The sequence below is a fragment of the Mucilaginibacter sp. genome (assembly GCF_035492695.1).
In the GTDB taxonomy this organism is placed as follows: domain Bacteria; phylum Bacteroidota; class Bacteroidia; order Sphingobacteriales; family Sphingobacteriaceae; genus Mucilaginibacter.
On record NZ_DATJJC010000033.1, the window covers coordinates 235,764 to 260,847 of the forward strand.

Annotated in this window: 22 protein-coding genes; 14 read left to right on the plus strand and 8 right to left on the minus strand. The window is 44.6% G+C overall.

The window, feature by feature from the left end; genetic code table 11:
• Nucleotides 1-29 precede the first annotated feature (29 nt).
• Both VL525_RS21225 and VL525_RS21230 read right to left on the minus strand, forming a co-directional pair.
• Nucleotides 30-476: a GxxExxY protein gene (locus VL525_RS21225; protein WP_325389475.1), complete on the minus strand. Its 447-nt coding sequence runs from the start codon at nt 474-476 to the stop codon at nt 30-32.
• Complete coding sequence (locus VL525_RS21230) at nt 463-1,821, minus strand: glutamine synthetase family protein (RefSeq protein WP_325389477.1); 1,359 nt, start codon at nt 1,819-1,821, stop codon at nt 463-465. Before VL525_RS21230 ends, VL525_RS21225 begins: the two co-directional genes overlap by 14 nt.
• A gap of 127 nt (nt 1,822-1,948) precedes the next feature.
• Between VL525_RS21230 and VL525_RS21235 the strand changes: the two genes are divergently transcribed.
• A complete protein-coding gene (locus VL525_RS21235; protein ID WP_325389479.1) occupies nt 1,949-2,332 on the plus strand; it encodes a gamma-glutamylcyclotransferase family protein in 384 nt (127 codons plus the stop codon).
• 128 nt (nt 2,333-2,460) lie between these two features.
• Entirely contained in the window at nt 2,461-2,820 is a 360-nt protein-coding gene (locus VL525_RS21240; protein WP_325389481.1) for a hypothetical protein, read from the plus strand.
• Nucleotides 2,821-2,885: 65 nt separating this feature from the next.
• Here VL525_RS21240 and VL525_RS21245 read toward each other — a convergent pair whose 3' ends face one another.
• A complete protein-coding gene (locus tag VL525_RS21245) occupies nt 2,886-3,893 on the minus strand; it encodes a glutamine synthetase beta-grasp domain-containing protein (RefSeq protein ID WP_325389483.1) in 1,008 nt (335 codons plus the stop codon).
• A gap of 493 nt (nt 3,894-4,386) precedes the next feature.
• On the opposite strand from VL525_RS21245, the gene mdh reads away from it, so the two are divergent.
• Complete coding sequence (gene mdh / locus VL525_RS21250; protein WP_325389485.1) at nt 4,387-5,325, plus strand: malate dehydrogenase; 939 nt, start codon at nt 4,387-4,389, stop codon at nt 5,323-5,325.
• An 85-nt stretch (nt 5,326-5,410) separates the two neighbouring features.
• Here the strand turns inward: mdh and VL525_RS21255 are convergent, their stop codons facing one another.
• Nucleotides 5,411-5,962 (minus strand): dihydrofolate reductase family protein, encoded by a 552-nt coding sequence (locus VL525_RS21255; RefSeq protein ID WP_325389487.1) that lies wholly within the window; start codon nt 5,960-5,962, stop codon nt 5,411-5,413.
• 235 nt (nt 5,963-6,197) lie between these two features.
• Here VL525_RS21255 and fdhD point away from each other — a divergent pair, with 235 nt between their 5' ends.
• From fdhD to VL525_RS21290, 7 genes are all read left to right on the plus strand, one after another.
• Nucleotides 6,198-7,064, plus strand: coding sequence for a formate dehydrogenase accessory sulfurtransferase FdhD (gene fdhD, locus VL525_RS21260; protein ID WP_325389489.1), 867 nt, complete (start codon nt 6,198-6,200; stop codon nt 7,062-7,064).
• Nucleotides 7,048-7,404, plus strand: a complete 357-nt coding sequence (locus tag VL525_RS21265) for a DUF7009 family protein (RefSeq protein WP_325389491.1) — start codon at nt 7,048-7,050, stop codon at nt 7,402-7,404. The genes fdhD and VL525_RS21265 overlap by 17 nt, the downstream gene beginning before the upstream one ends.
• Nucleotides 7,401-9,722 carry an FdhF/YdeP family oxidoreductase gene (locus VL525_RS21270; RefSeq protein ID WP_325389493.1) on the plus strand — a complete coding sequence of 774 codons (2,322 nt, stop codon included), beginning with the start codon at nt 7,401-7,403 and terminating at the stop codon, nt 9,720-9,722. Before VL525_RS21265 ends, VL525_RS21270 begins: the two co-directional genes overlap by 4 nt.
• A 61-nt stretch (nt 9,723-9,783) precedes the next feature.
• Nucleotides 9,784-11,040, plus strand: a complete 1,257-nt coding sequence (locus tag VL525_RS21275; RefSeq protein ID WP_325389495.1) for a putative DNA modification/repair radical SAM protein — start codon at nt 9,784-9,786, stop codon at nt 11,038-11,040.
• A gap of 1 nt (nt 11,041) precedes the next feature.
• On the plus strand, nt 11,042-11,800 hold the full coding sequence (locus tag VL525_RS21280) for a TIGR03915 family putative DNA repair protein (protein ID WP_325389497.1): 759 nt from the start codon (nt 11,042-11,044) through the stop codon (nt 11,798-11,800).
• A gap of 844 nt (nt 11,801-12,644) precedes the next feature.
• Nucleotides 12,645-13,982 (plus strand): PhoH family protein, encoded by a 1,338-nt coding sequence (locus VL525_RS21285; RefSeq protein ID WP_325389499.1) that lies wholly within the window; start codon nt 12,645-12,647, stop codon nt 13,980-13,982.
• Between the two features lie 23 nt (nt 13,983-14,005).
• On the plus strand, nt 14,006-14,773 hold the full coding sequence (locus VL525_RS21290; RefSeq protein ID WP_325389501.1) for a hypothetical protein: 768 nt from the start codon (nt 14,006-14,008) through the stop codon (nt 14,771-14,773).
• A 306-nt stretch (nt 14,774-15,079) separates the two neighbouring features.
• On the opposite strand, the gene VL525_RS21295 is transcribed toward VL525_RS21290, so the two are convergent.
• Nucleotides 15,080-17,224: an FUSC family membrane protein gene (locus VL525_RS21295; protein ID WP_325389503.1), complete on the minus strand. Its 2,145-nt coding sequence runs from the start codon at nt 17,222-17,224 to the stop codon at nt 15,080-15,082.
• Between the two features lie 192 nt (nt 17,225-17,416).
• Between VL525_RS21295 and VL525_RS21300 the strand changes: the two genes are divergently transcribed.
• Nucleotides 17,417-19,993 carry a phosphoenolpyruvate carboxylase gene (locus VL525_RS21300; RefSeq protein ID WP_325389505.1) on the plus strand — a complete coding sequence of 859 codons (2,577 nt, stop codon included), beginning with the start codon at nt 17,417-17,419 and terminating at the stop codon, nt 19,991-19,993.
• 112 nt (nt 19,994-20,105) lie between these two features.
• Here the strand turns inward: VL525_RS21300 and VL525_RS21305 are convergent, their stop codons facing one another.
• Together VL525_RS21305 and VL525_RS21310 are read right to left on the minus strand one after the other, a co-directional pair.
• A complete protein-coding gene (locus VL525_RS21305) occupies nt 20,106-20,381 on the minus strand; it encodes a DUF1905 domain-containing protein (RefSeq protein WP_325389507.1) in 276 nt (91 codons plus the stop codon).
• 2 nt (nt 20,382-20,383) lie between these two features.
• Nucleotides 20,384-20,677 carry an RNA polymerase alpha subunit C-terminal domain-containing protein gene (locus tag VL525_RS21310; protein WP_325389509.1) on the minus strand — a complete coding sequence of 98 codons (294 nt, stop codon included), beginning with the start codon at nt 20,675-20,677 and terminating at the stop codon, nt 20,384-20,386.
• 194 nt (nt 20,678-20,871) lie between these two features.
• Between VL525_RS21310 and VL525_RS21315 the strand changes: the two genes are divergently transcribed.
• Nucleotides 20,872-21,405 carry a DUF4142 domain-containing protein gene (locus VL525_RS21315; RefSeq protein ID WP_325389511.1) on the plus strand — a complete coding sequence of 178 codons (534 nt, stop codon included), beginning with the start codon at nt 20,872-20,874 and terminating at the stop codon, nt 21,403-21,405.
• A 30-nt stretch (nt 21,406-21,435) separates the two neighbouring features.
• Here VL525_RS21315 and VL525_RS21320 read toward each other — a convergent pair whose 3' ends face one another.
• Nucleotides 21,436-22,998, minus strand: a complete 1,563-nt coding sequence (locus VL525_RS21320) for a serine hydrolase domain-containing protein (RefSeq protein ID WP_325389513.1) — start codon at nt 22,996-22,998, stop codon at nt 21,436-21,438.
• A 647-nt stretch (nt 22,999-23,645) separates the two neighbouring features.
• On the opposite strand from VL525_RS21320, the gene VL525_RS21325 reads away from it, so the two are divergent.
• Together VL525_RS21325 and VL525_RS21330 are read left to right on the plus strand one after the other, a co-directional pair.
• Nucleotides 23,646-24,332, plus strand: a complete 687-nt coding sequence (locus tag VL525_RS21325) for a hypothetical protein (protein WP_325389515.1) — start codon at nt 23,646-23,648, stop codon at nt 24,330-24,332.
• Between the two features lie 82 nt (nt 24,333-24,414).
• The gene (locus VL525_RS21330; protein ID WP_325389517.1) at nt 24,415-24,969 is read left to right on the plus strand and encodes a dihydrofolate reductase family protein; all 555 of its coding nucleotides are present in this window, start codon (nt 24,415-24,417) and stop codon (nt 24,967-24,969) included.
• The last annotated feature ends 115 nt before the right edge of the window (nt 24,970-25,084 follow it).

The following is a 25,084-nucleotide window of genomic DNA, read 5'->3' on the forward strand; positions in this document are numbered from 1 at the left end:
CAGAGGGCACAAAGATAGGGCACAGAGAATCACAGAGTGCCATTTATTATTCTTTTGACTCCGTCTTTTAATCTTAAAACATTGAAATTAATAAGTAAACCTAATTTATAATTACCAAGCTTCATATAAGTTAATGTTTGTGCCATATGAACATCATTCAATGCTTCGACACTTTTTACTTCTATTACTACTTTTTTCTCAACAAGTAAGTCAATTCTGTAACCACATTCTAAAATAACTTCTTCGAATATTAAAGGCATCGGTCGTTCCTTTTCCACATTTAACCCACTTTGAAATAATTTATAATATAGGCATTCCTTATAAGCCCTTTCGAGCAAGCCTGGCCCTAAAGCCCTATGAACCTCAATTGCTGCTCCAATAATAGACCCTGAAATTTCATTCTCAATCATTTTTTCTCTGTGTCTCTCTGTGAAATTCTCAGTGTTCTCCGTGGTGAAAAAATCAAATGATCTCAAAATACCGTTTCAATTCCCAATCGGTTACTGCCTTGGCATATTGTTTCCATTCCCACAGGCGGGTTTGGGTGAAATGCCCGGTAAAATCGGCGCCAAAAAGTTCTGTTGCAATAGGTGAGTTACGCATAGCCACGGTAGCCTCGTGGAGGTTTGCCGGTAAAACGCCGTTGCCCTTATCCTGGTAACCATTACCGGCGGTTGGTTTTATATTTAAAGGCAATTTGTTTTTGATACCATATAACCCGGAAGCGAGTGCTGCGGCCATAGCCAGGTACGGGTTACTGTCCGATCCGGGGATGCGAGTTTCCAGCCGCGTGTATTTTTCCGACGGATGCAGTATTCGCATGGCTGTTGTACGATTGTCCACTCCCCAGGTAACGGTGGTTGGCGCCCAGGCGCCTTCAACTAATCGTTTATAGCTGTTGATAGTGGGGGCATACATCGGTAAAATATGTGGTAAACAATACAATTGACCAGCTAAGTAATGCTTTAATAAATCGCTCATATTGTGTTCGCTATCAGTACTATAAAATAAATTTTTTGACTGATCTTTGTTCCATAAACTCTGGTGGATATGCCCGCTGCAGCCAGGCAGACTCTCGTTCCACTTAGCCATAAACGAGGCCATGATACCGTGTATATTCGCGATCTCTTTTACCGCATTTTTAAATAGTACGGCCTTGTCGGCAGCGGCTAAAACATGGTCGTGGCAGATGGCGGCTTCGTAAACACCCGGCCCGGTTTCGGTATGCAAACCCTCTAAAGGAATGTTAAACTGCTTTAACAAATTGAACAGATCATAATAAAACCCGCTGTTTTGTGATGTCCGCAGGATGGAGTAGCCAAACATGCCCGGGGTAAGCGTTTGTATATTGGTAAAGCTTTTATCTGCTAAAGTTTGCGGTGTTTCCCGGAAATTGAACCATTCAAACTCCTGTGCAAATTCGGGATGGTAACCCATAGATTCACATTCAGCCGAAATTTTCTTCAGTAAACTACGTGAGCAAGCGGGTAAACCTGTGCCATCGGGATTACTAAAGTCGGCCAAAAAGAAAGGAATATTATCCTGCCATGGAATGGTGCGAAAGGTGGAAAGATCGACTTTTGCCGGCCTGTCGGGGTAGCCGGTATGCCAGCCTGTAAGTTCAATATCATTATTACATGCATCGTTGCTGTCCCAGCCAAAAACAACATCGCAAAATCCGTAACCGTCCTGGAGGCCATCGGTAAACTTCTCAGTGTCAATGATCTTGCCACGAAGAATGCCGTCGATATCCGCAAACGCAAACTTTATCTTGTCAACACTTTTCTCCTTTAGATAGGCTATGATTTGTTGTTTATTCATAATAAGTTAATACGAAAAAGGCGCGCACAAGTTAAGGATAATATCAAATTGCGCTGTTGATTAGTTGCGTTTTAATTGATATATTGTTAGCTGTAGTTAAAGTTAATGATAATTGCCGCTGTTGACGATGAACGACCTGCTTTTTGTTTACGGTACGCTTCTTGACGATGACAATAAGTATGGCGTTTACCTGCGCGATAACAGTAAATTTTATTCGCAGGCTACCGTGAAAGGTAAGTTGTATGATATAGGCGAGTATCCGGGAGCAGTTTTCTCGGGCGGTGGCGGCCTTATCTACGGCGTTATACTGCAAATGGATGATCCCGAAACTGCCCTTACACTGCTTGATATTTATGAAGGCTTTGGCGCCAGCCAGCCGCAACCTAACGAATTTGTAAGAGTGCAGTCAGAAGCGCAAACGCCCTCAGGACCGGTTAATTGCTGGATATACCTCTATAATTTATCGGTATACGGCCTTATTCTTATCGAAAGCGGCCGGTATATTAAATAAGCCGGGCATTCGCCTGTAACATTTGTATTATATAACATAGTCCATTAATCCTTCCGGGTAATACTACATCAAAACAATACTGTATTAATACTGCCGGTATATATTTAACTGCTTAAAATTAACCTACCATGAAAAAACTTATCATCATCTTTTTGGCTTTAGCTGCCTGCTGCACAGCAACGGCCCAACAAAAAAACAAGACCAGGCACATGACTGTGACCATAGTTGACGAGCATGTTGCATTCAGGATCGGTCGTGGGATCAATAATATGTTCATAACGCGGGACGACACCGCCCAGGTACAAAAGTTAGTTGACTTGAATTTACACGTGAAATTAAGAGACGAGCCTGCTGCTTATGAGCGTATGCTGATGAAACTGTTAAAGCCATATTATGAAGATAACTGGAAACTTGTTACATCGGCGGTCGAGTTTGTACCGAATACTAATACAGAGGTATTCAGGTACTATTTTACCAAAGAGGAGTAGATTTCAATTAAAAAAGCCCTGCGGAAATATATCCACAGGGCCGGTATAGATTAATTAGGGTTTGATTAAACTCCTGCTGATTTAACAGTTTTGATGATACGTGCAGCAACCTTGTACGGATCGGCGGCTGAGTTAGGGCGACGATCTTCCAGGTAACCTTTCCATCCTTTTTGTACCGTGTATAAAGGTATGCGGATAGAAGCGCCGCGGTCGGATACGCCATAGCTGTAGTCATGGATAGAAGCAGTTTCGTGCTTGCCGGTCAAACGCTGATCGTTATCAGCACCGTAAACGGCAATGTGTTCTGCTACTACCGGGCGGAAAGCTTCCAATATTTTTTTGTATACGTCTTCACTGCCTGCAGTTCTCAAGGTTGTATTTGAGAAGTTAGCATGCATGCCCGAACCATTCCAGTCAAGCTGACCCAATGGTTTGCAATGCCAGTTGATAGAAACGCCGTAGCTCTCGCCAATTCTTTCTAACAAGTAACGTGCAACCCATATTTGGTCGCCGGCTTCTTTGGCGCCTTTAGCAAATATCTGGAATTCCCACTGTCCTGCTGCAACCTCGGCGTTGATGCCTTCAACGTTCAGACCTGCTTCCAGGCAAACATCCAGGTGCTCTTCAACAATTTCGCGGCCGTAAGCATTATTTGCACCTACAGAGCAATAGTAAGGGCCCTGCGGGCCAGGGTAGCCACCGGCGGGGAAGCCAAGCGGTTTATTGGTTTCAGGGTCCCACAGGAAATACTCCTGCTCAAAACCGAACCAAAAATCATTATCATCATCCTCAATGTGGGCGCGGCCATTTGATTCATGAGGCTGGCCTTTTGAGTCAAGTACTTCGCACATTACCAAATAAGCGTCTTTACGCTGTGGATCAGGACAAATAAAAACGGGTTTCAAGATACAATCAGATGAACCTCCTGGCGCTTGTTCGGTTGAAGAACCATCAAAGCTCCAGTTTGGGCAATCTTCTAATTTGCCGCTGAAATCACCTTCGATCTTTGTTTTACTACGGAGGCTTTGAGTTGGTTTGTAGCCATCAAGCCAGATGTACTCTAATTTTGCCATTGTTTAGTTTGTTTTTTTTGGATTGGGATTCAAATGTCAGTTTTATAATCAGTATTCAATTATCAAAGGCGAATGTAAATATTTTTTACAAATTTCATCATAATTGTTAGAAAAAATTAGAATTTTTTTCAATTATGTGGATAATCACTGTCCAAATGAATAAAAATTTGTAAAAAAGTGGCAATTTTCAGTTAAGGCCGTATTTCACTTTGTGGAATTGTTAAAAAAAAAGGATAATCATTAGGTAAATCTATTTAATTGTGTTACTAATGCCCGGTTTTTTAACGCGATTTATAAAATTGGCAAAAATCTGGTTATTTTGAGTGGTGAAATCATCAATATTGCAAAAAGTAACACTTGATAACCTTATTGTTATATTTTCAATTAAATCGATCTCAGTTATAAAAATTTCTTAAAATTGCGTGGAATTTTTGACCGGAGTATCTTTCCGGCTCTTAAATATATGTCCTCTTCTATAAATTAATATGTCATTATGAAAATAACAGTCGTTGGCGCCGGGGCTGTGGGCGCTACTTGCGCAGATAACATCGCAAGAAAAGAATTAGCCGAAGAACTTATCCTGTTAGATATCCGCGAAGGTTTTGCCGAAGGCAAAGCGATCGACATTATGCAAACATCGGCCATACTTGGTTTTGATACCAAAGTAAAAGGCGTTACGAATGATTATGCTGCTACTGCCGACTCGGAAGTTGTTGTGATCACATCGGGCTTGCCGCGTAAACCCGGTATGACGCGCGAGGAACTGATAGGCACCAACGCCGGTATCGTAAAAAGCGTTACCGAAAGTATTTTAAAATATTCGCCCAACACTATTATTATCGTAGTATCCAATCCGATGGATACCATGAATTACCTGACGCTGAAAACTTCTGGCTTACCAAAGAACCGTATCCTTGGTATGGGTGGCGCACTGGATTCATCACGCTTTAAATATTACCTGAGCCAGGAACTGGGCTGCTCGCCGGCCGATTTGAACGCTGTCGTTATTGGCGGTCACGGTGATACTACCATGATCCCGTTGATCAAACACGCAACCTGGAACAGCATCCCGGTAACGCAATTGTTAAGCCAGGAGCAGCAGGATAAAATTGTTGCAGCGACTATGGTTGGCGGAGCTACATTGACCAAACTGATAGGTACTTCGGCCTGGTATGCGCCGGGTGCAGGCACGATGTCGATGGTTGAAAGCATCGTCCGCGATGAGAAAAAGCTCATCAGCTGTGGTGTTGCCCTGGATGGCGAATACGGCCAGAAAGATATTTCGCTGGTGGTGCCGGTTGTTATCGGTAAAAGCGGCTGGGAAAAAATCGTTGACTTTAAACTGAGCGATGCCGAACAGGCAGAGTTTAACAAAAGCGCCGATGCAGTTCGTAACATGAACCAGGTGCTTTATGATACGAAAGTGATCTAATTGTTGTCAATAGCGCCAGGTTGAAATCCGGCGTTACCATATAAAGAGGGAGTTTCAAAAAAAGGCTCCCTCTTTTTTATTGCGCCTAATTTGATTTTGTTTCGTAGTGAAGTGCAATTACTCCACAGGAGGATGTTTTCGATTCTATAAGTTTCAGTTCAGTCGTTTCCTTCACATTTTTAAATAGCGGAATTCCTTCTCCAAGTAAAACCGGAACGACAAATAACCAAAACTCGTCTATTAAACCCTGACCCAGTAATGAATGGGATGCTCCCGGACTTCCAAAGATCAAAATGTTCTCCCCGTTCTGTTTTTTTATCTTGTTGATGTTGTCTGCAAGTTGGTCGCTAATAACTGTGGTGTTATCAAGTCCCTCGTCGCTCATTGTCTTTGACAAAACAATTTTTGCAACTTTGTTATACCAGGCCGAATGTTCTTTGTCGTGTTTTGATGCGTTGGGATCATCACCAGCTGTTGGCCAATAGCTTTGCATCATTTCATAAGTTACCCGTCCGTAAAGTGCGGTGTCGGCGTTGTCCGTCATCGTGCCAACAAAGTCAAATATCTCCTCATCTACTTTTATCCAGTTCATTTCGCCGTTAGGCCCAGCTACAAAGCCGTCGAGTGAAGTGTGCATAAAAAAAATTAAATTTCTCATTCTATTTTTGGTTAAGTGTTTATGTTATTTGTCCGCTCGTTTTATTGTTTGTCATTTAATGTCTGCAATGTATTGAGGGTGCCGCTGACGCCTAAATATAGGAAATCAACCGATAAAAGCCCTTAAAACGGAACTCGAAAGCTGGTCAAACTTTCCCACGGATACTGCGTTTCTTAATAAATGGTTAACTTAGTCAAACCTATTTAGAGCCGCTATGCCTCCAGATTCGAGTATACAATTGTCCATCGTCAAAGTGCATGACGAGGAAGCAGATCATTCGTTGGATTCGCTTGCTATGGAAGAACCTTTGGAGATAAGGCTTGGGCATGGCCCTGCAGATAACCGGCGGATAAAAAATGTATCGGTAACCATGCGTACGCCGGGTAACGATGCAGAACTGGCTGTAGGCTTCCTGTTCACCGAAGGCATTGTCAAGCAGCCGGATGACATACTTTCGGCCGAACATTGCTTTATAGCCTGCGCCGAAAACAAGGAGAATGTGATACAGGTTGAATTGAGGCCGGGCATTGCCCCAAAACTGGATACTGCAGAACGAAATTTTTATACCACATCCAGTTGCGGGGTTTGTGGCAAAGGGTCTATCAATGCCATTCGCACGGTAAGCGCTTATGACAGCCGGGATATCGAAAACCAGGTTAGCGCCGATATGCTTTACTTACTGCCTGCCATTCTGCAGAAACACCAGGAAGTATTTGCCGATACCGGCGGGTTACATGCTTCGGCGTTATTTGATAAGGAAGGCGAGTTGATTTTGGTGAGGGAGGATGTGGGCCGGCATAACGCTTTGGATAAACTCATAGGCGCTGCATTGAATGGACGATTGTTACCGCTTAGCCATCATATATTGTTACTAAGCGGGCGGGCCAGTTTTGAATTGGTGCAAAAAGCTGCCATGGCAGGCATCAATATTATTGCAGCAGTGGGTGCGCCGTCAAGTTTGGCAGTGCAGCTGGCCGAAGAATTTAAAATAACGCTGGTTGGTTTCCTGCGCGGGAAGCGTTTTAATATTTATACCCAGCCACAAAGAATATTATTATCAAAGTATGAAGATTCGTATTAAAGGAAATTCGCTGCGGTACCGGTTAACCAAAACCGATGTCAATACGATTATGAAAGATGGCCGTTTGGAAGAACGTACGGAGTTTGGCCACCAAACCCTGGTCTATGCCCTGCAAACCACACCCGATTATGACCTGGGTGCAACGTTTCATGAAAACAGGATCACCTTATTTGTACCGCATACGATGATAGACAGGTTGGCCAATACGGATGAAGTGGGCTTTGAAAATGAACAGGGAAGGCTGTTTTTGCTGGTTGAAAAAGATTTCACCTGTTTAGACAACGTTGCTGAAGACCAAAGCGATAATTATCCGAACCCATTAACAGAGAAAGTGAAATGACTAAAGTGAAGGAAGGACAGCCATCGGAAGAGAATCCAGAAGAACTGCTTGATCTGAAGGTAACCGAACCCAAAGATTGGGCGGCAGGCGTGCCTGCAGTTTATGAAGCATTTAAGGACCTGGTGCACGAAACAGGATTGTTGCGGGGTTTGGGCGCCTCATTAAAAATGAACCAGAAGGGCGGCTTTGATTGCTCGAGTTGTGCCTGGCCCGACCCGGATGACGACCGTTCGCAACTTGCTGAATATTGCGAGAACGGCGCGAAGGCGTTAGCTGAAGAAGCTACCACCAAAAAGCTAACGGCTGAATTTTTTGCTCAAAATTCGGTTGCAGACCTGGCAAAATTGAATGACTATGAGATAGGAAAGAAGGGACGTATTGCGCAGCCGGTTTATTTGCCGGCCGGTGCTACACATTATCAACCTATCAGTTGGGATGATGCCTTTAAAAAAATAGCGGACAAACTGAACAGTCTCGAAATGCCGGATGAAGCGGCCTTTTATACCTCGGGCCGTACGAGTAACGAGGCGTCATTCATGTACCAATTGTTTGTGCGGGAGTTTGGCACCAATAACATGCCCGATTGCTCCAATATGTGCCATGAATCAAGCGGAACAGCATTGACGGAAGTTATCGGCATAGGCAAGGGCACGGTTACGCTGAACGATTTTTATGATACTGATGTCATCATTATCATGGGTCAAAACCCGGGCACCAACCATCCGCGTATGCTGACGGCTTTGGAAAAAGCTAAGAAGAACGGCTCGAAGATCATCGCCATAAACCCACTGCATGAGGCAGGTCTGACGGCGTTTAAAGATCCACAGAAAGTAAAAGGGTTTCTGGGGATGGGTGTTAAGCTGGCCGACTTGTACCTGCAGGTGAATATCAACGGTGATATGGCGCTGTTTAAGGCTGTTGAGAAGTTGCTGCTTGATGCGGAAAAGCAAAATCCCGGCAAGGTGTTCGACCAGGAATTTATTAAGGAATACACTGTTGGCTACGATGACCTGCTGAAAGATATTGATAAGCAGGATGTGCCCGAATTGTGCAAACTGGCAGGCGTACCCGTTGAGCAGGTGCAGGAGGCGGCTGAAATGCTGCGTTATAAGAACCGCATCATTATTTGCTGGGCCATGGGTATAACACAGCACGAGAACGGTGTGGACACTATCAAAGAAATAACTAACCTGGTGTTGCTGAAAGGCAGTATCGGCAAACCCGGCGCGGGCCTTTGCCCTGTGCGCGGCCATAGCAATGTACAGGGTAACCGCACGATGCTGATATGGGAAAAGCTGAAAGATAGTCCCCGGAAAAAGCTGAAGGAAGTTTTCGGTTTTGATCCGCCGAAAGAAAATGGCCTGGATACGGTTGATTCGATCAAGGCGATGCATGCTGGAAAACTGAAATTCTTTTTCGCCATGGGTGGCAACTTTATTTCGGCTACGCCGGACACCAATTACACGGCCGAAGGCATGCGAAAACTGGATATGACCGTTCATGTATCAACCAAGCTTAACCGCAGTCATTTGGTGCATGGTAAAGAAGCGCTGATACTGCCTTGTTATGCGCGCAGCGATAAGGATATTATAAATGGTGTGGAACAGATCGTCAGCTGCGAGAACTCGATGGGTGTTATACAGTCGTCCAAAGGGGTATTAAAACCGGTATCTGACCAATTTTTAAGTGAAACGCAGATTGTTTGCCGCATGGCGTTGGCTACTTTAGGCAAGAAAACTAAAGTGGACTGGGATAAATATGCAACGAACTATGACCATATTCGCGACCTGATAGAAAAAGTGATTCCGGGTTGTGAGGATTATAATAAACGAATACGCGAACCTGGCGGGTTTTACCTGCCTAATGCCCCGCGCGAACGTAAATTCAAAACAGAGAAATATGGGGATAAGGCAGCATTTTCGGTCGTCAAATTACCAAACCATAAACTGGCTGCCGATGAATACATGATGGCCAGTATTCGCAGCCACGACCAGTTCAATACCACTATATACGGATTGGAAGACAGGTACCGGGGCATTCATAATGAACGCCGGGTAATATTCATGAATCCTAAGGATATTGAAAAGGCAGGTTTTAAGGCAGAGGATAAGGTCGACCTTTATAATACGCACAATGGTCGGGAGCGGGTGGCCCGACTATTCGTCATCGTACCTTATAATATCCCGGAACGTAACACAGCAACTTACTTTCCTGAGACCAATGTGCTTGTGCCTATCGATGATGTGGCTAAAGGGAGCAATACACCGGTATCAAAACGGGTGATCATCAAAATCAGGCAACATCAGCCTGTCAAATAAAATACCACTCCCGGTTGTACGAAATAAAACAAATTGCTAAAAATATTAGTAAATTTGTTTTATGGATGCAGACAGGATAACGGAGAAATTAAATATACTGGCCGATGCCGCCAAATACGATGTATCATGTGCATCAAGCGGCAGTAAACGGAAAAATGAGAACAAGGGATTAGGCAATGCCAGTAATGGTATATGCCACAGCTACACCGAGGATGGGCGCTGTGTTTCCCTGTTAAAGATACTGCTTACCAACCATTGCATTTATGATTGCGCCTATTGCGTTTCGCGGAAAAGTAATGATATAAAGCGCGCGGCTTTTACGGTGCAGGAGGTTGTAGATCTCACTGTCAATTTTTACCGGCGGAATTACATCGAGGGCCTGTTCCTAAGCTCGGGTATATTTAAGGATGCCGACTACACCATGGAACGCCTGGTGCGGATTGCTAAAAAACTGCGAACGGAACATAAATTCAATGGCTATATCCACCTAAAATCCATTCCCGGTGCCAGTGACGAGTTAATGCAGGAAGCAGGCTTGTATGCCGACCGACTAAGTATCAACTTGGAAATGCCAACGGAATCAGGCTTAAAGCTTTTGGCGCCCGACAAGAACCGGCAGGATATGATCAAACCAATGAACTATTTAAAAAAGGAGATCATCCAGCGTACCGAAGAAAAGAAATTATTTAAAAAGGCACCCATTTTCGCGCCGGCAGGGCAAAGCACACAAATGATTGTCGGTGCGACAAAGGAGAATGACCTGGAGGTTTTGAATTCGGCGAATTACTTTTATAAAAATTTCAGTCTGAAGCGGGTTTATTATTCGGGGTACGTACCTGTGCTGGCAGATAACCGCTTGCCGGGTTTAAATACGGCTGTGCCGATGGTTCGTGAGAACCGGCTTTACCAGGCCGACTGGCTAATGCGTTTTTATGGGTTTAAGGTGCATGAGATCGTCAATAACGATAATCCATCCCTTGAACTGGACATCGACCCTAAACTGGCCTGGGCTATACGCAATTTACAGGTATTTCCCGTGGATATTAATAAAGCGGATCTGCGGCTTATCTTACGTATTCCGGGTATTGGTGTGCAGTCGGCCCACAAGATCGTCAGTGCGAGGCAGTTCAGGAAACTGAATTGGGAGAATTTGAAAGCTTTGGGCGTGGCCCTAAATCGCGCAAAATATTTTATCACCTGTAACAGCAGTGTATTTGAAAAGAAGGACCTGGCTGGCACAGCGATCAAACAATTTATTTTAGCCGAGTCGCAAAGCAAATACCTGAAGAATAAACAAGACCAATTAAGTCTTTTTTGATATGACAACGCTGGTTTACGATGGAACCTTTGATGGACTGCTGACCGCCGTATTTGAAATATACGAGCGTAAGCTGCAGCATATCAAATTATTTAAAGGCGAGTGGCGCAATACGGCGCTGTTTGAAGATGTGGTACAGGTTATTAGCGATACGGGCAAATACGACCGCGTTTTAAATGGGTTGAAAAAGAAGGTATCATCCAACGGGATACAGCAATTATATGCGGCGTACCTGGCTGAAACCAAAACCTGCGACGAAATTATAGTAGGTTATATCCGGCACGCTTTTGATAGCCCATATAATGTTGAGGAGGATTACGGTAACCGTTATGTGCTGCGCGTGTCAGAAATTGTTCACCAGGTGAGGCGCGAGAGGCATAGGATGGAGGCCTTTGTTCGTTTCCAGAAACTGAAGGACGATATTTTTTACGCGGCCGTTGAGCCTGATTACAATGTATTGCCGCTGCTCATTAAACATTTTAAAAACAGGTATGCCGATCAGAAGTGGATCATTTATGATCTGAAAAGAAAATACGGTATCTATTATGACCTGCACGAAGTTGAATATGTGGAGCTTGATTTTTCAACCGCGAACGATAAAGGCAAACAGGCATCGGTTTATTTTGAGGATGAACACTTGTACCAGCACCTTTGGAAAAACTATTTTAACAGTTCGAACATCTCATCGCGCAAAAATACGAGGCTGCATTTGCGCCATATTCCCAAGCGATACTGGAAGCATTTAACAGAGAAAATTTGAAGTTTTATTCGTTTTGCGCATTTTTTCGATGTGGGTGATGACGGTTTTTTCGGATTTTTGTGGATAGGCCGGATGTTGGGAAGGTATTAAAAACGCGTTTATTTTTACGGCAATCAGCTATCAATCAGCACTAAATTGTTGTTAACAAAGAGCCTGTTTCGTGTTAAGAAACTGTTTATAAAAATGACAAAAAAAACTTGACACGGGTTACTTCATACACTACCTTAGATAACATCAAGAACGACGTACTTTGACAGCTTGGCAGGGAAACAGAAAGTGAATCGGGCGAATCTTCGGAAGAGCTAAAGATCACAGAAAGTCACCTCGGTAACACAAAGACCACGATGGCGAGAGTCACCGGAATCTGAGTGATACTACAAAAGCATAGCAGGAACGAAACAGCGCAAGCTGCTGAGACCTATAAGAAACCGAAACGGTGCAAACCGCTGACAACACAAAGAAACCGAAACAGCGCAAGCTGCTGACAACACACAGGACCGAAACGGCGCAAGCCGCCGACAACGATGCGAAGCCAGACACAAGCACTGCAACACGATCGCGGTATTTTACGGAGTAACGCGAAGACGGACGCAGAAGAAAAAAGAAATCGGGATCCGCAAGGACGACGAAAGTAAAGGATCGGTCAACTACACAAAACTTGATGCTTTTGAACAACTACGGTTGTGCAAGAGTCAGAAAACGGAAGATATTCGCAAGAGTACGCTTCCGTTTTCGTTTTTTAGCCCCTCCTAAATCCGCCACGGGAGGGAGGGCGTTAAAAAAATTAAAAAGTCTCTCCTCCCGGGGGAGATTTAGTGGGGGCTTTTCCCTAATTTAGCCTTCTATGTCAGCTAACGGGAGAGAAAAAATTTTTGTATTGGATACTTCGGTCATTTTGTATGACCATAATGCCTTTGAAAACTTCCAGGAGCATGATGTAGCGCTGCCCATCCAGGTGTTGGAGGAATTGGATAATATGAAAAGCGGCAACGATACCCGCAATTTCGAGGCCCGCAGCTTTATCCGGCTGATGGATATCGTTTCCAAAAAAAACCTGCTGAACAAATGGGTGCCGCTTAAAGGAAAAGATAAGGGCAGCTTTAAGGTGGTGATGGATGTTAAAACGACCTCAGTAAATGCTGAAGAAGTTTTTGGGAGCGATAAAATAGACCACCGGATATTAAATGCCGCGCTTGGCTTGCAGGAAGAATACCCTGAAAAGAAGGTTATCCTGGTATCCAAAGATATTTGCCTCCGGCTGAAAGCCAAATCGCTGAACCTGAACGCCGAGGATTACGAAACCGGCAAGATCAAAAACCTGGAGGACCTTTATACCGGTGAAACCATCCTGACCAAAATAACGGATAAAACCATTGTTCAGCTGAATAAAATGGGTTTTATACCGGGCGAAGAACTGGGAGAACTATTACCAGATAAAAACAATCACTTCTATAGCCTGCATGGCAAAAAGCAATCGGTTACGGCCTTTCATAATAATCAAACGGGTGGATTGGAGAAAGTAACCGGTCAGCCAGTATTTAATATTCACCCGAGAAACCAGGAACAGGCTTTTGCCATCCATGCCCTTTTGCACCCGGATATTAAGCTGGTTACCATACAAGGTAATGCCGGTACAGGTAAAACCCTGCTTGCGCTTGCCTGTGCGTTGGAACAACGGAAATATTACCGGCAGATATACGTAACACGCCCGATAGTTCCGTTAAGCAATAAGGATATCGGCTTTTTGCCGGGTGATGTGAAATCCAAGATAGACCCCTACATGGCGCCGATATGGGATAACCTGAAATTTATCAAGGACCAGTTCAGCGATGATGAGAAGATGCAGGCCAAGATAGATGAACTGGTAACCAACGACAAAATTTCTATCACACCGCTGGCTTTTATTCGCGGGCGTACCCTGGCCAAAATATTTTTTATTGTGGATGAAGCGCAGAACCTTACCCCGCACGAGGTCAAGACCATCATATCAAGGGCGGGGGAGAACAGCAAGTTTGTATTTACCGGCGATATTTACCAGATAGATACACCGTACCTGGACGCTGAAAGTAACGGGCTGTCGTATTTAATAGACAAGGCTAAAGGGCACCCGTTGTATGCGCATATCACTTTGCAAAAAGGGGAGCGGAGTGAGCTGGCTAATTTGGCGACGGAACGATTGTAATTTAAATTTGCATAACCTAAACCATGAAACCTTTTTTTCTTTCAGCAGTATTACTTTGCCTGGCGCTTTTTTCTAACGCACAAAAACAAGGCGCATTTTTAACAGAAAATGATTTAAAAGGAAAGGTAAAGAAAGTTAACGTTTTTTTGTACACTGATAGAGATAGTGAAACAGACACTTCACGCGCACCCTTCATAACTATACTGGAATTCGATCAGAAAGGCAACCTGACCAAAGAAACACGTCCGGGTAATAAGATCATTTCTTACAAAATTGACTATCGAAATAATTCAGATAACACAATAACAGGAAAAAAACATGATTCGGATGGGGACCTGATAGGCGGAATAACTTTTCGGTATGATAGCCTTGGTTCGTTAATCGAAATTCGACGAGAAAATTCAATGGCAGGCCCTCCGCGTCAAACATTCAAAAACGATGACAAGGGGTTTTGCACAGAGATAGACAACTTTGTGGATGATGAGGTTATCGGTTCAAAGACCCTTATTACATATGGCGAAAATGGATTGAAAAAGAGTCGTAAAACTTACGGTGTAAAAGGCGAAATTATGGATAGTGAATCTTTTGATTATGATTCACTAAAAAACATCGTTGAATATAGACAATACTTCCCCAATGGATATTTGTCAGAAAAGCAGCTTTTCAGTGATAGAAACCGGGATCAGAACGATAATTGGCAATTAAGAATAATTACAAGAGCAAGCCACACACACGATTATTTATTCGAATTGCACTATGTAATTGTCAAGAGAAGAATCGAATACTATTGACAGATAAACTAAGGTTTAATATATTGTCAGCCGTTTGCTAAATATCTAGGTCAGACTACATGCATACCCCTTCGAAATCGGAGATACCAACGGCAAGATGAGCTGGCTAATTTGGCGACGGAGAGGTTACAAGGCGGCTCCTGTATGTCATTTCGAGCGGTAGTGAGAAATCTTGTACACCTTGCAAAGTCTGCAGCCTGCTTTTTAAGATTTCTCCTCGTTCCTCGTCGAAATGACATGTCCGAAATATAAGGGTCTAAACAACCTATTGGCTTACAGTAGGGCCCATTAACTATTACCTATGAACTACGCCAGTATACTATCCGTCACCTTTGCAATATCATAGCTGATCTTATTTACAAACCCTAACTGTTCTTTTAATAAAGCTTCGCTTGCTGTCAGTTGCTTTGATTCGGTTACATTTTGCGGTATTTTATCGCATATAAGTTCAACCTGCTGTTCGCCTAATTTTCTATTGCTTTCGTTCAGTACGGCTATGCTTTTGCGGATAAGCCTGATATTATCCTGTTGTGCATAATCAAGTTGTTTAGCTGATATAGCTGAAGATAGGTTAGCTAGGTAGGAGGAAAGGATGTGGTTAAGCACCACGAATTTGTGTATGTCCTTCAACTTTTTTTGCTTGCTTTTGGGTTCCGATGTCATCCGCTCGAACATCGCAGATAAGTTGGCTGATTTGACGTAGATGTCTTTACGCGCCAGTTTATAGTCGGTAACGCTGACGGTGTTCCCGCTGATGGTTTCGGCTATTTTAGCCAGGTAATTGGCGTTGGCATGGATTGCCCCGGCAAGGTATGCCTCTACATCCTCAAACTCCCAGCGCGGCAAAATAATGTACATGGCGATGAAGGCTATACCCGACCCAACAGCCGTATCGATAATACGCTCCTGTACCAGGCTTGTTGCGGTAACGCCAAGGAATTTGAATAGCAGGAACACATAGGGTGTCATGAAAATGACCGCGACTATATAATTGAGGCGCGTAAAGCTGTAGGTGCCTATCATCAGCGTGATGAAGAGAATGAACTGTACCTTTTCATTGGGTATGTATTTCAATATCACAATGCCGATAATACCCCCGGCTATCGTACCCACAAGCCGTTGATAATTCCGCTGTTTGGACAGGCTGAAGCCCGGTTTCAGTATAACAATAATGGTAAGCAGCACCCAATAACTGTGATGCCCATGCAGGTACATTTTTGAGGCGATAAATCCGATGAGGCACGACATGGATACCCTGACCGCATGCCTGAACGAAGCTGATGAAAATGAAAGATTATCAAAATACTCGTGCGGGGCGTAATCCTGCCGGGTAACAAATTTGGAATACTCCACTTCCTCCGGCTTTTTGATAAGTTCTTTTGAAGAGCGCGAATTGTAATAGCTGAAAATATTATGAATGTTCTGGTTCAGATCTCGCAGGTTGATCAGTATTTTTTTCAGCACGATGTTGCTGGTACCGGTTTCTGCGGATGCTGCAGCATCTATCTTTAGTTTCAAATGTTCCAGTTCGGCATTAAAATCGTGTGAGTGCATATACCGCCTGTTGGACATTACGGCGTAGCCTATATTTTCCAGTTCGTGCGCCATTTGCCGCAGCACACGTGCAATTTCTTCCAGTATGCCCGTATTACCAAAGCGCTTGCGTATTTCGCCATAATCATAATGCGTAGCCAGTATTTGTTCGTACAGGTCCACCAGGTCAATAAATATCAACACCAGCACCCGGCTGGCGTTGGTAGATTCCTTCACCATTACCCTGCTCCGGAAAAGCAGCTCGCGGATACCGTCCTGGTGCTGGCTCACTTGTATTTGTTGCGATACCAGTTTGCGGTAATTTTCGTCGATATCAGTGTGCGGCAGGTAGAAGTCGGCCTTGATGCGCAAAAATTTCACCACATCCATGATATTCTCGCCTAAAGCTTGCTGGGCGGCACGATATGGGCGGATGCTAAAAAACAGCACACTAAAAAACAGGTACCATACACCGCCTGCGGTAAGGGCAAGGCTGTAGGGGAGCACCTGGGCAGGCGGTGTGGCTTTTTCGATCATGAATACCATTACCAGCAGCGTACCGGTGCCAACTGCTGCCGCACGGGTGCCGTAAACCGCAAGCATTGAAAAAATAAAAGTGATGATGGTAATGCCAATACCCAGCGTGACCGTATTCAGGCGGGCAAAGCCTGTCGCCATAGCAACCAGGAATACACACAGGGTGCTGGCCAGCATGGCATTGCGCTTGTAGACCAGCGGCCCGGGTGTATCAACTACCGAAACACACAAGGCGCCGAGCGATAGGGTAACACCCAGATCGAACCGGTTAAGATAATTCAGAACCAATGCCGGTATCAAAATACCCAGGCACATCCTTAATCCATCAGAAAAATACTGACTGTAAAAAAAGCCTCTTATTTCCCTTAATTGGATATTCATAAAATAGGGTGATATTTTTCAGTGCAAATTTACAAAAATTAAATCTTGGCTACCTATTTTAATAATTATTGCATTAATATTGATTTTATATTATTAAATACTCATTTTTTTATAGGTTTTATCAGTAAAATTATTAAATTCACGCCGATATTCTAATCAAACCAATACATCAACCATTCTGTTATTTATTTTATGTCCTCTACTCTAAAACTCAGCAATAAGGAAACTATCTTCAACCAGGAAGTTGTTACCCGTTTTGAGTTGTATAACAGCCTGTTCCAGACTTTGCCTTTTTACCAGGTGAAGGATACCGGTATTTTGCTGCCTTTCTTTAGTTCGCATTGCGAAAAAGGTACGGCGGCGCAGTTATCGCCGACGGAGATCATCGAATCATTTTTTGAAAAGTATGTGCCGGGGATAGATCACCGCGAGCAGATCAACCGTTTGTTCCGTTTTATCCAGTATATCGAAAGACAGGTGGTTTTGTTTGATGCGATAGAGGACTCGTCTTTCAGCAAAATAGGGAAGATGGATGATAGCGGCTCACTCGGCAGCCTTTTACAGCAGGCAGCGCAAAGTGATAAGGTACGGGATAAGATCGGCAAAAAGTTAGAGGATTTCTCGCTGCGGCTGGTTCTTACCGCTCACCCGACGCAGTTTTACCCTGGTTCGGTATTGGGTATTATAACCGACCTGATAGAGGCGCTGAAGATAAACGACCTGAATAGTATTGACGATCTGTTGCAGCAATTAGGTAAGACACCGTTTTTTAATAAAACATCGCCGACGCCGGTTGATGAGGCCACGAGTTTGGTTTGGTTCCTCGAAAATACTTTTTACCACGCAGCGGCGGCTATACAGGCTAAGCTGGAAGATGAGTTTGATTTCGACGCAGCGCACCAGGTGCTGGAGCTTGGCTTTTGGCCGGGCGGCGACAGGGATGGCAACCCCAATGTGCATGCTGAGACCACAGCTTCGGTAGCGGCGCTTTTGAGGCAGATCATTTTTCGGTGTTATTATCGTGATTTCAGGTTGCTGAAACGCCGTATTACCTTCCGTGGCGTAGAAAAAACGATGTCGAGGCTGGAGAAACTGCTTTACCAGAATGCCTTTAATGTACAAGCCAGCCCGAAAGATCTGCAGGGGGAGTTATTATCGCTGCTTACGTCTATCAGGGATACCCTGGTGAACGACCACCTGGGTTTGTTTGTTGATATTGTAGATCACTTTATTCAAAAAGTTAAGTTGTTTGGTTGCTATTTCGCAACGCTCGATATCAGGCAGGACAGCCGCGTACTGCGCAGCGTGTTCCAGCATTGCATCAAACAATCCCAGATAAAATCTGGTCTGAAGGGTTACGATGCCTTAAGTGAAGAGGATAAATTAAAATCCATACCGTTCAACGACGCTGATTACCACTGCCCGGATGATGCGGAAGATTTGACCAAGGATACCCTGGATACCATCCGGCTGGTGAAGCAGATACAATACTCCAACGGCGAGAAAGCCTGCCAGCGGTTTATTATCAGTAATTGCCAGCGTGCATCGGATATATTGCAGTTGATAAATCTGTTTCTGTGGAGCGGCTGGAAAAAGGAATCGTTGACGGTGGATTTTATGCCATTGTTTGAAACCGTGAATGATCTAACCCATGCAGCCGACGTAATGGAAAGCCTGTACGTGCATCCTTTTTATAAAGAACACTTGAAACGCAGGGGCAACCGGCAGACTATTATGCTCGGTTTTTCGGATAGTACCAAAGATGGTGGTTACCTTATGGCCAACTGGTCTATTTATAAGGCAAAAGTCGAACTAACCGCCTTGGCGCGCAGGTATGGCATCGACCTGGCGTTTTTTGATGGCAGGGGTGGCCCGCCGGCACGCGGTGGTGGTAAAACACATCGTTTTTATGCTTCAATGGGCAGCGAGATAGCGAATGAGCATATTCAGCTGACGATACAGGGGCAGACGGTTAGTTCGCAATACGGATCGGTAGAAACTGCTCGGTTTAATATCGAGCAATTGATAAGCGCCGGCATTACTTCGGCGTTGAACCCAAATGATAATGACCTGCTTACACCGGAAAATAAGGACCTGATATGTGAGATGGCGGATGAGAGCTACCGGCTGTTTATGGAACTGCGCGAACATCCGCACTTTTTAGAGTACCTGGAGAAATACAGCCCTTTACGCTTGCTCTCGAAGATCAATATCAGCAGCAGGCCAACCAAACGAAATACGGGATCGGCGCTTAAGTTAGAAGATCTGCGTGCCATTAGTTTTGTTACTTCGTGGAGCCAGCTGAAACAAAATATCCCCGGATTTTATGGCGTGGGCACGGCTTTGAAAAAGATCAAAGAGGATAATAAATGGGAAGAGGCGAAAGAGCTGTATCATAAATCAGGTTTTTTCAAAACCATGCTGGATAACTGCATGATGTCGATGTCGAAATCGGATTTCAGAGTGACCGGATACCTGCTTAACGATAAGAAATTTGCGGCTTTATGGCAGCAACTGAAGGACGAGTTTGAACTGACGAAGGCCATGCTGCTTGAACTAACCGACAGCGCTGTATTGATGGAAGAATACCCGGTTGAAAAACGCTCCATAGCGGTGCGCGAACGTATTGTGCTGCCACTGGTTATTGTACAGCACTATGCTTTGCAATGCATCAATAAAAAGAAGGACGAAGAGCTGACCGATATTTACAATAAACTGGTAATCCGAACAGTATACGGTATTGTAAATGCGGGGCGGAATTTGGCGTAGTGGCCTCACCCTAAATCCCTCTCCAGGGGAGAAGGACTTGTTAGCTGGGGGCTGTTTCGCGTCACCCTAAATCTGTCTCCGGGAAAGAGAGAGAGACTTTCATTTGCCCCCATTAATTTATCCGCTCTTCCAAAACTACGGTTATCGTATCGCCGGCTTCTTTGCCTATTAGTTTCCGGGTTTCGGTTTTGAACGATAGCTTGTGCGTACCATCACCTAAAGCCATAAAGGAACTTTGGAAAGGGTGACCGTCTACCTTACCGCGCACCTTTACTAATCCTCTTGTCCCGAAGAATGCAACGGATTCGGGCCAGATGACATAGGTCCAGCCGCCTTTGTTCGGGCTTTTCTTCAACGTCGCTGTAAATTCCTTATTTAATTGTTCCATGATTATTTTGTTTTGAACGATAAACCTTGCTGTTTTAGTAATTCGCGCAGCTTAGGCAGCGATCCCGGCCCCACGCCGTGAAGCTTTAATACATCCTTTTCTGTAAACGTTGCCAGTTGCTGTGGTGTGAGTATGCCGCTGTTTCTGAGCGCCCGCTGCGCCGGGGCGGAAAGTTCGCCGAAAACGCCCGCTATAGCTTTGCGCTCATTTTCGCACACAGGGCAGGTTGGGCAGTCGCTGCTTTTATAATACTGATGGCCCTGATTGCAGGTACGCAGAGTTTTTAATGCGCTCATCTTTTGAAAGTTAATACAAATCAAAGATAGTTAAGTGGGTGCGGGCCGGTGAGGTATGTATCCGACAAAATAGCGGGGAGATCGCAGCAGGGATACCGGGTGAACGAACAGCACACCCGCGATCGGGTTAATGACGGAAAACCAATTGCTGCAATGATTGTTCCTTACCATACAGCCCCTTAAATACCGATAAAATGAAAAAGATAACCTTAGTAACTATGTTGTTCCCTGTTCTCGTGCTGGTACAATCGTGCGACGATCCCCTGACAGCAAACAAATATAATAATGAAACGGCCGTTGACACCCCTGGCCACGACTTTATAAAGGAAGCGATAGAGGGCAGCAGTACAGAAATCAAGGCGTCGGAAGTTGCTGAAAGTAAAGCAACGAACCCGAGGGTGAGGGCGTTTGCTAAAATGATGGTGACCGATCATACTGCCGCATTGGAAAAACTGAAAAAACTGAAGGCTAAAGAGCTTGTAAAAGGGCCGGACCAACCTGATCAACAGGATCAAAAAATGATCGATAGCCTGTCGGCACTTTCCGGCGATCAATTTGACAAAGCTTATATGCAGGCTATGGTTACCGGCCATGAGAAAGCAGTTGACCTGTTTAAAGAAGGTGAAGAAGACAGGACGAATGCTGTACAAACCTGTGCCAGGGACCTGCTGCCTAAAATAAAAGACCACCTGCATTCGGGCAAATCGATCTTAGCTTCGCTGAAATAAATAATCGGGGAGGCAGTTGCAGTACCGGTTTTATCGCTGTTTCACTTCATCGCCATGCAGTTCAATTTTGTGCGAGCCGTAGTTGAAACTGTATTCTACGTCGGCATTTAGTTTATCACCATTAAAATGGCAGGTTATGGTTTCGGTATGCGGGCTTTCGATGTAGCGGAGTTTTAACTGTAAAGTTTTGTCGTCGCTCCACCCATAGCTGCAATCCACCTTATATGGCAGCAATAACGAAAAATCTTCCCGCGCCCCAGCGGTCAAGCCCGGGCCGGGCAATTGCGTTTGACCGGGCTGCCATTTGCCGCTGCTAAGGTTAAAAGTATAGCTGTTGCCTCCCTTTTTCAGCGTAACACGGCACGTATTTTTATCGGTGTTCAGGGTTATTGAACTAATGTTGAGGTCATTTTTTTGTATCTCAAAAGTTTTACTGATAACAGCAGGATCACCTGTATTTTGCAACGGCGGCAGCCTGAGGGCGGCTAAATGCTGCTGAAGGGTGGTTTCGGCGGTTTTGTTGGCCTGTAGGGCTTGTGGGTGCATCGAGGGCAGCAGGTATTTCCATACCAGGTTTAGTTCGTCCTGCATGTTGGCTGTTTCGGATGTGATGGCAATAACCGCATCTTCATCTGGCAAAACAATGATATACTGGCCGAAAGCACCGTCGGCCCTGAAACCATTATGGCGGCAGCGCCAGAATTGGTAACAATAACCCTGCATCCAGTCGCTCGAGTCCTTTTTACTTTGCGGAACACCGGGTGCGTTGTCGATTTTATAGGTGGTAGCTTCTTCTACCCATTCCTTAGGCAATACCTGTTTGCCGTTCCACATTCCTTTTTGCAGGTAAAGCTGTCCCATTTTAGCCAGGTCTTCTGTTTTTACACGCAAGCCCCAGCCGCCTGTGTTGATGCCTTGTTTATTAACCTCCCAATCCATACCAGCAATGCCGAGCGGATCGAACAGGCGTGGTTTAAGGTAATCGACTACTTTTTGGCCGGTCACTTTTTGAACGATCGCCGAAAGGGTGAAGCTTGCCATTGAATTGTACAGGAATTTACTGCCCGGCTTATTCAATATCGGTGTAGCCAGCATCCCTTTTATCCAGTCATCCGTAGTGAAAGGCACCTTTCCGGTAGGGTCGGGGTCCTGGCCAACGCTCATGGTCAGCAAGTCTTTTACCGTCAACCCGGCTAACCATGGTTTTACGGTATCTGGCAAGCTGTTCGGGAAGAACGATACCACTTTATCATTTACTGACAGCAACTTTTCGCTAACAGCAAAACCAATGGCTGTAGAAGTAAAACTTTTACTACAGCTATAAAGGCTATGCCTCAATGTTGGTCCGTATGGGTTCCACCAACCTTGTGCAACCACCTTGCCGTGCCGAAGCACCATAATACTATGGAACTCGTTTTTGCTGCGCGATGCTGCCGTTAAAAAGCTGTCTATACCAGCGGATGAAACGCCCTGCGCTTCGGGTGAACTGGCGGGAAGACCTGCTTTTTGGGCGAAAAGATGGATGGTTAGAAACAAACACAGGGCGACAGATGAAAGGCAGCGTTTGCAGGCAGATAAAAAGGTGGCAGGCATAACCGAATGATGTTAAAGGTTAATAATGAGATTGAAAATAGGAATTGTATAGAAAAGATACGAAATCAATTAAATAAAACACTTGCTTGTAGACGAAACCACTACAAACCTTTCCAATCAAGGTTTACAAAAATGGTTATTCGCCGTAACGTATAAAAAGCTATAATCAATAAGTACAAAGGCTTTAAAAAAACGACAACATGAAATTTTTACAGCAATTATTCTTTCCAACCCCCCTGTTAAAGGCAGTAGCTGCGCCCGCCAGCAATGGGATGGACATATTTAAGAGGCGGACAAGAACCCCCTTCAATCCCAAAATAACTTTGGGTGGTTTCAATTACTAAGATAGGTTTAGGTTTTTCATAGGTTGGCGTCATTCGTGCAGGCACGGGTGGCGTTTTTTGTTGGTAGGGTTTTTTCGCCTCACCCTAAATCCCTCTCCAAAGGAGAGGGACTTGCCCAGCAAGGGGTGGCAATTTCGACAATGATTTTGGGCGACTCATTTAAATCCATCTTCAAGGAAGATGGGACTTGCCAGGTTAATACATATTTGGGTATTAGTACCCTGTAAACCAGGTAAAAATACTTATTTGTTTATTCGCCAATCGTGCTAACTTCGGTTCGTATTATTTAAGACCTTATTTATCATGGACGACAAAAAGAAAGATTTCTGGGATAAGCTGCAGGCTTCCTCTACTTTCCTTATTCCGCTTATCATCGCCGTTGTTGGCTGGCACTTTACCGAACGTTACAATCAAAATCAGTTAGATCTGCAAAGTAAAAGCGCTGAAAAACAAAATGACATAGAGAACATAAAATTGCAGGTGGCCCAAGCGCAGTTAACGAAAGACCTAATGCAACAATTGACCAGCGCCGACCGCACGACAAGTGATATCGCCCTTGCTACGCTGGTATATTCGGCCCCGGCACTGGGAAAGAATATTGCCGACCTGGTTGCCAGGAAGGGCGGAAGTTCGCAGGAGGTGGTTGCCAACATTTATGACGGAAAGCGGGCCGACCTGATCAATAGGCTATTTTCGACCAGCGCTGCGACCAGGCTTTCAGCTTATACTGAAATAACCACCAGTTGGCTGAATGATGAGCAGATGCTCGCTGCGCTCATCGCGCAGGCCAGGCGCGCGTTAGGTTCCAGCGATATGTTGATCGACAAAAACAATGGGGTATACAATTCGCTTGTAGTATTTAAAAACTACCCCACTAAAATGTTGACGAAATGGAAGCCACAGCTGGATAGCCTGGTCAATGCTATACCCCCGGGCAATGGCAAAACCAGGGCGCTTGCAAACGACTTGATGAGCAAAATTAAAGGTTGAGCAATGGTTGTTGATAATATAAAATCCTGTTTTGGTCATTTTCCTTTGTAACCAACTAACCTAAATTTAAATAATCAAGCCTATGAGAAAAGTTATGTTCGCGATGAATATCAGTATCGACGGTTGTCATGAACATACGCATTTCAACCCCGGCGAGGATTTGATGGACTATTTTACCGGGCTGATGCAGGATACCGGTGTTATCGTTTATGGGCGTAAAACGTACGAGTTAATGGTTCCTTTTTGGCCGGAAGTTGCTAAAAACCGAACGGGCAGACCTTGTGATGTTGCTTTTGCCGATGCCATGACCCGTATCGAAAAAATAGTTCTTTCGCGCACACTCGAAAATGCGGATGAAACTACAAGAATAGTCCGTGGCGATCCGGAAGGTCTCATCCGCGAATTAAAACAGCAACCCGGTGAAAAAATCGCTTTCAGCAGCACCAGCCTGCTTCCGCGCCTTCTGGAAGCTGGTTTGATCGATGAACTTTATTTAATTGTCCACCCGGTTTTGGTAGGAGAGAACAAGCGCTTATTTGACAACTTCCTGGTGCCGGAAAAGCTCAACTATCGATTGGAATACACCCGGCTGTTTAAATCCGGCGCAATGGCGTTGCATTATCAAAAAAGTGAATAATGGCTTATCTTTTTAAAACGATAAAACATTGCATTTTGTGATGGTCAGGATTGCCGGGAATGAGTAGAGACGCAAGATCTTGCGTCTCTACTACAGACAAATCCGCTGTCCGAAG

Coding starts and splice junctions, on each gene's coding strand:
- VL525_RS21270 (WP_325389493.1), top strand. CDS start 7,401: ATGACTAAAGTGAAGGAAGGACAGCCATCGGAAGAGAATCCAGAAGAA.
- VL525_RS21230 (WP_325389477.1), bottom strand. CDS start 1,821: ATGAATAAACAACAAATCATAGCCTATCTAAAGGAGAAAAGTGTTGAC.
- VL525_RS21330 (WP_325389517.1), top strand. CDS start 24,415: ATGAGAAAAGTTATGTTCGCGATGAATATCAGTATCGACGGTTGTCAT.
- mdh (WP_325389485.1), top strand. CDS start 4,387: ATGAAAATAACAGTCGTTGGCGCCGGGGCTGTGGGCGCTACTTGCGCA.
- VL525_RS21315 (WP_325389511.1), top strand. CDS start 20,872: ATGAAAAAGATAACCTTAGTAACTATGTTGTTCCCTGTTCTCGTGCTG.
- VL525_RS21275 (WP_325389495.1), top strand. CDS start 9,784: ATGGATGCAGACAGGATAACGGAGAAATTAAATATACTGGCCGATGCC.
- VL525_RS21290 (WP_325389501.1), top strand. CDS start 14,006: ATGAAACCTTTTTTTCTTTCAGCAGTATTACTTTGCCTGGCGCTTTTT.
- fdhD (WP_325389489.1), top strand. CDS start 6,198: ATGCCTCCAGATTCGAGTATACAATTGTCCATCGTCAAAGTGCATGAC.
- VL525_RS21255 (WP_325389487.1), bottom strand. CDS start 5,962: ATGCACACTTCACTCGACGGCTTTGTAGCTGGGCCTAACGGCGAAATG.
- VL525_RS21280 (WP_325389497.1), top strand. CDS start 11,042: ATGACAACGCTGGTTTACGATGGAACCTTTGATGGACTGCTGACCGCC.
- VL525_RS21265 (WP_325389491.1), top strand. CDS start 7,048: ATGAAGATTCGTATTAAAGGAAATTCGCTGCGGTACCGGTTAACCAAA.
- VL525_RS21245 (WP_325389483.1), bottom strand. CDS start 3,893: ATGGCAAAATTAGAGTACATCTGGCTTGATGGCTACAAACCAACTCAA.
- VL525_RS21240 (WP_325389481.1), top strand. CDS start 2,461: ATGAAAAAACTTATCATCATCTTTTTGGCTTTAGCTGCCTGCTGCACA.
- VL525_RS21300 (WP_325389505.1), top strand. CDS start 17,417: ATGTCCTCTACTCTAAAACTCAGCAATAAGGAAACTATCTTCAACCAG.
- VL525_RS21325 (WP_325389515.1), top strand. CDS start 23,646: ATGGACGACAAAAAGAAAGATTTCTGGGATAAGCTGCAGGCTTCCTCT.
- VL525_RS21305 (WP_325389507.1), bottom strand. CDS start 20,381: ATGGAACAATTAAATAAGGAATTTACAGCGACGTTGAAGAAAAGCCCG.
- VL525_RS21235 (WP_325389479.1), top strand. CDS start 1,949: ATGAACGACCTGCTTTTTGTTTACGGTACGCTTCTTGACGATGACAAT.
- VL525_RS21285 (WP_325389499.1), top strand. CDS start 12,645: ATGTCAGCTAACGGGAGAGAAAAAATTTTTGTATTGGATACTTCGGTC.
- VL525_RS21295 (WP_325389503.1), bottom strand. CDS start 17,224: ATGAATATCCAATTAAGGGAAATAAGAGGCTTTTTTTACAGTCAGTAT.
- VL525_RS21320 (WP_325389513.1), bottom strand. CDS start 22,998: ATGCCTGCCACCTTTTTATCTGCCTGCAAACGCTGCCTTTCATCTGTC.
- VL525_RS21310 (WP_325389509.1), bottom strand. CDS start 20,677: ATGAGCGCATTAAAAACTCTGCGTACCTGCAATCAGGGCCATCAGTAT.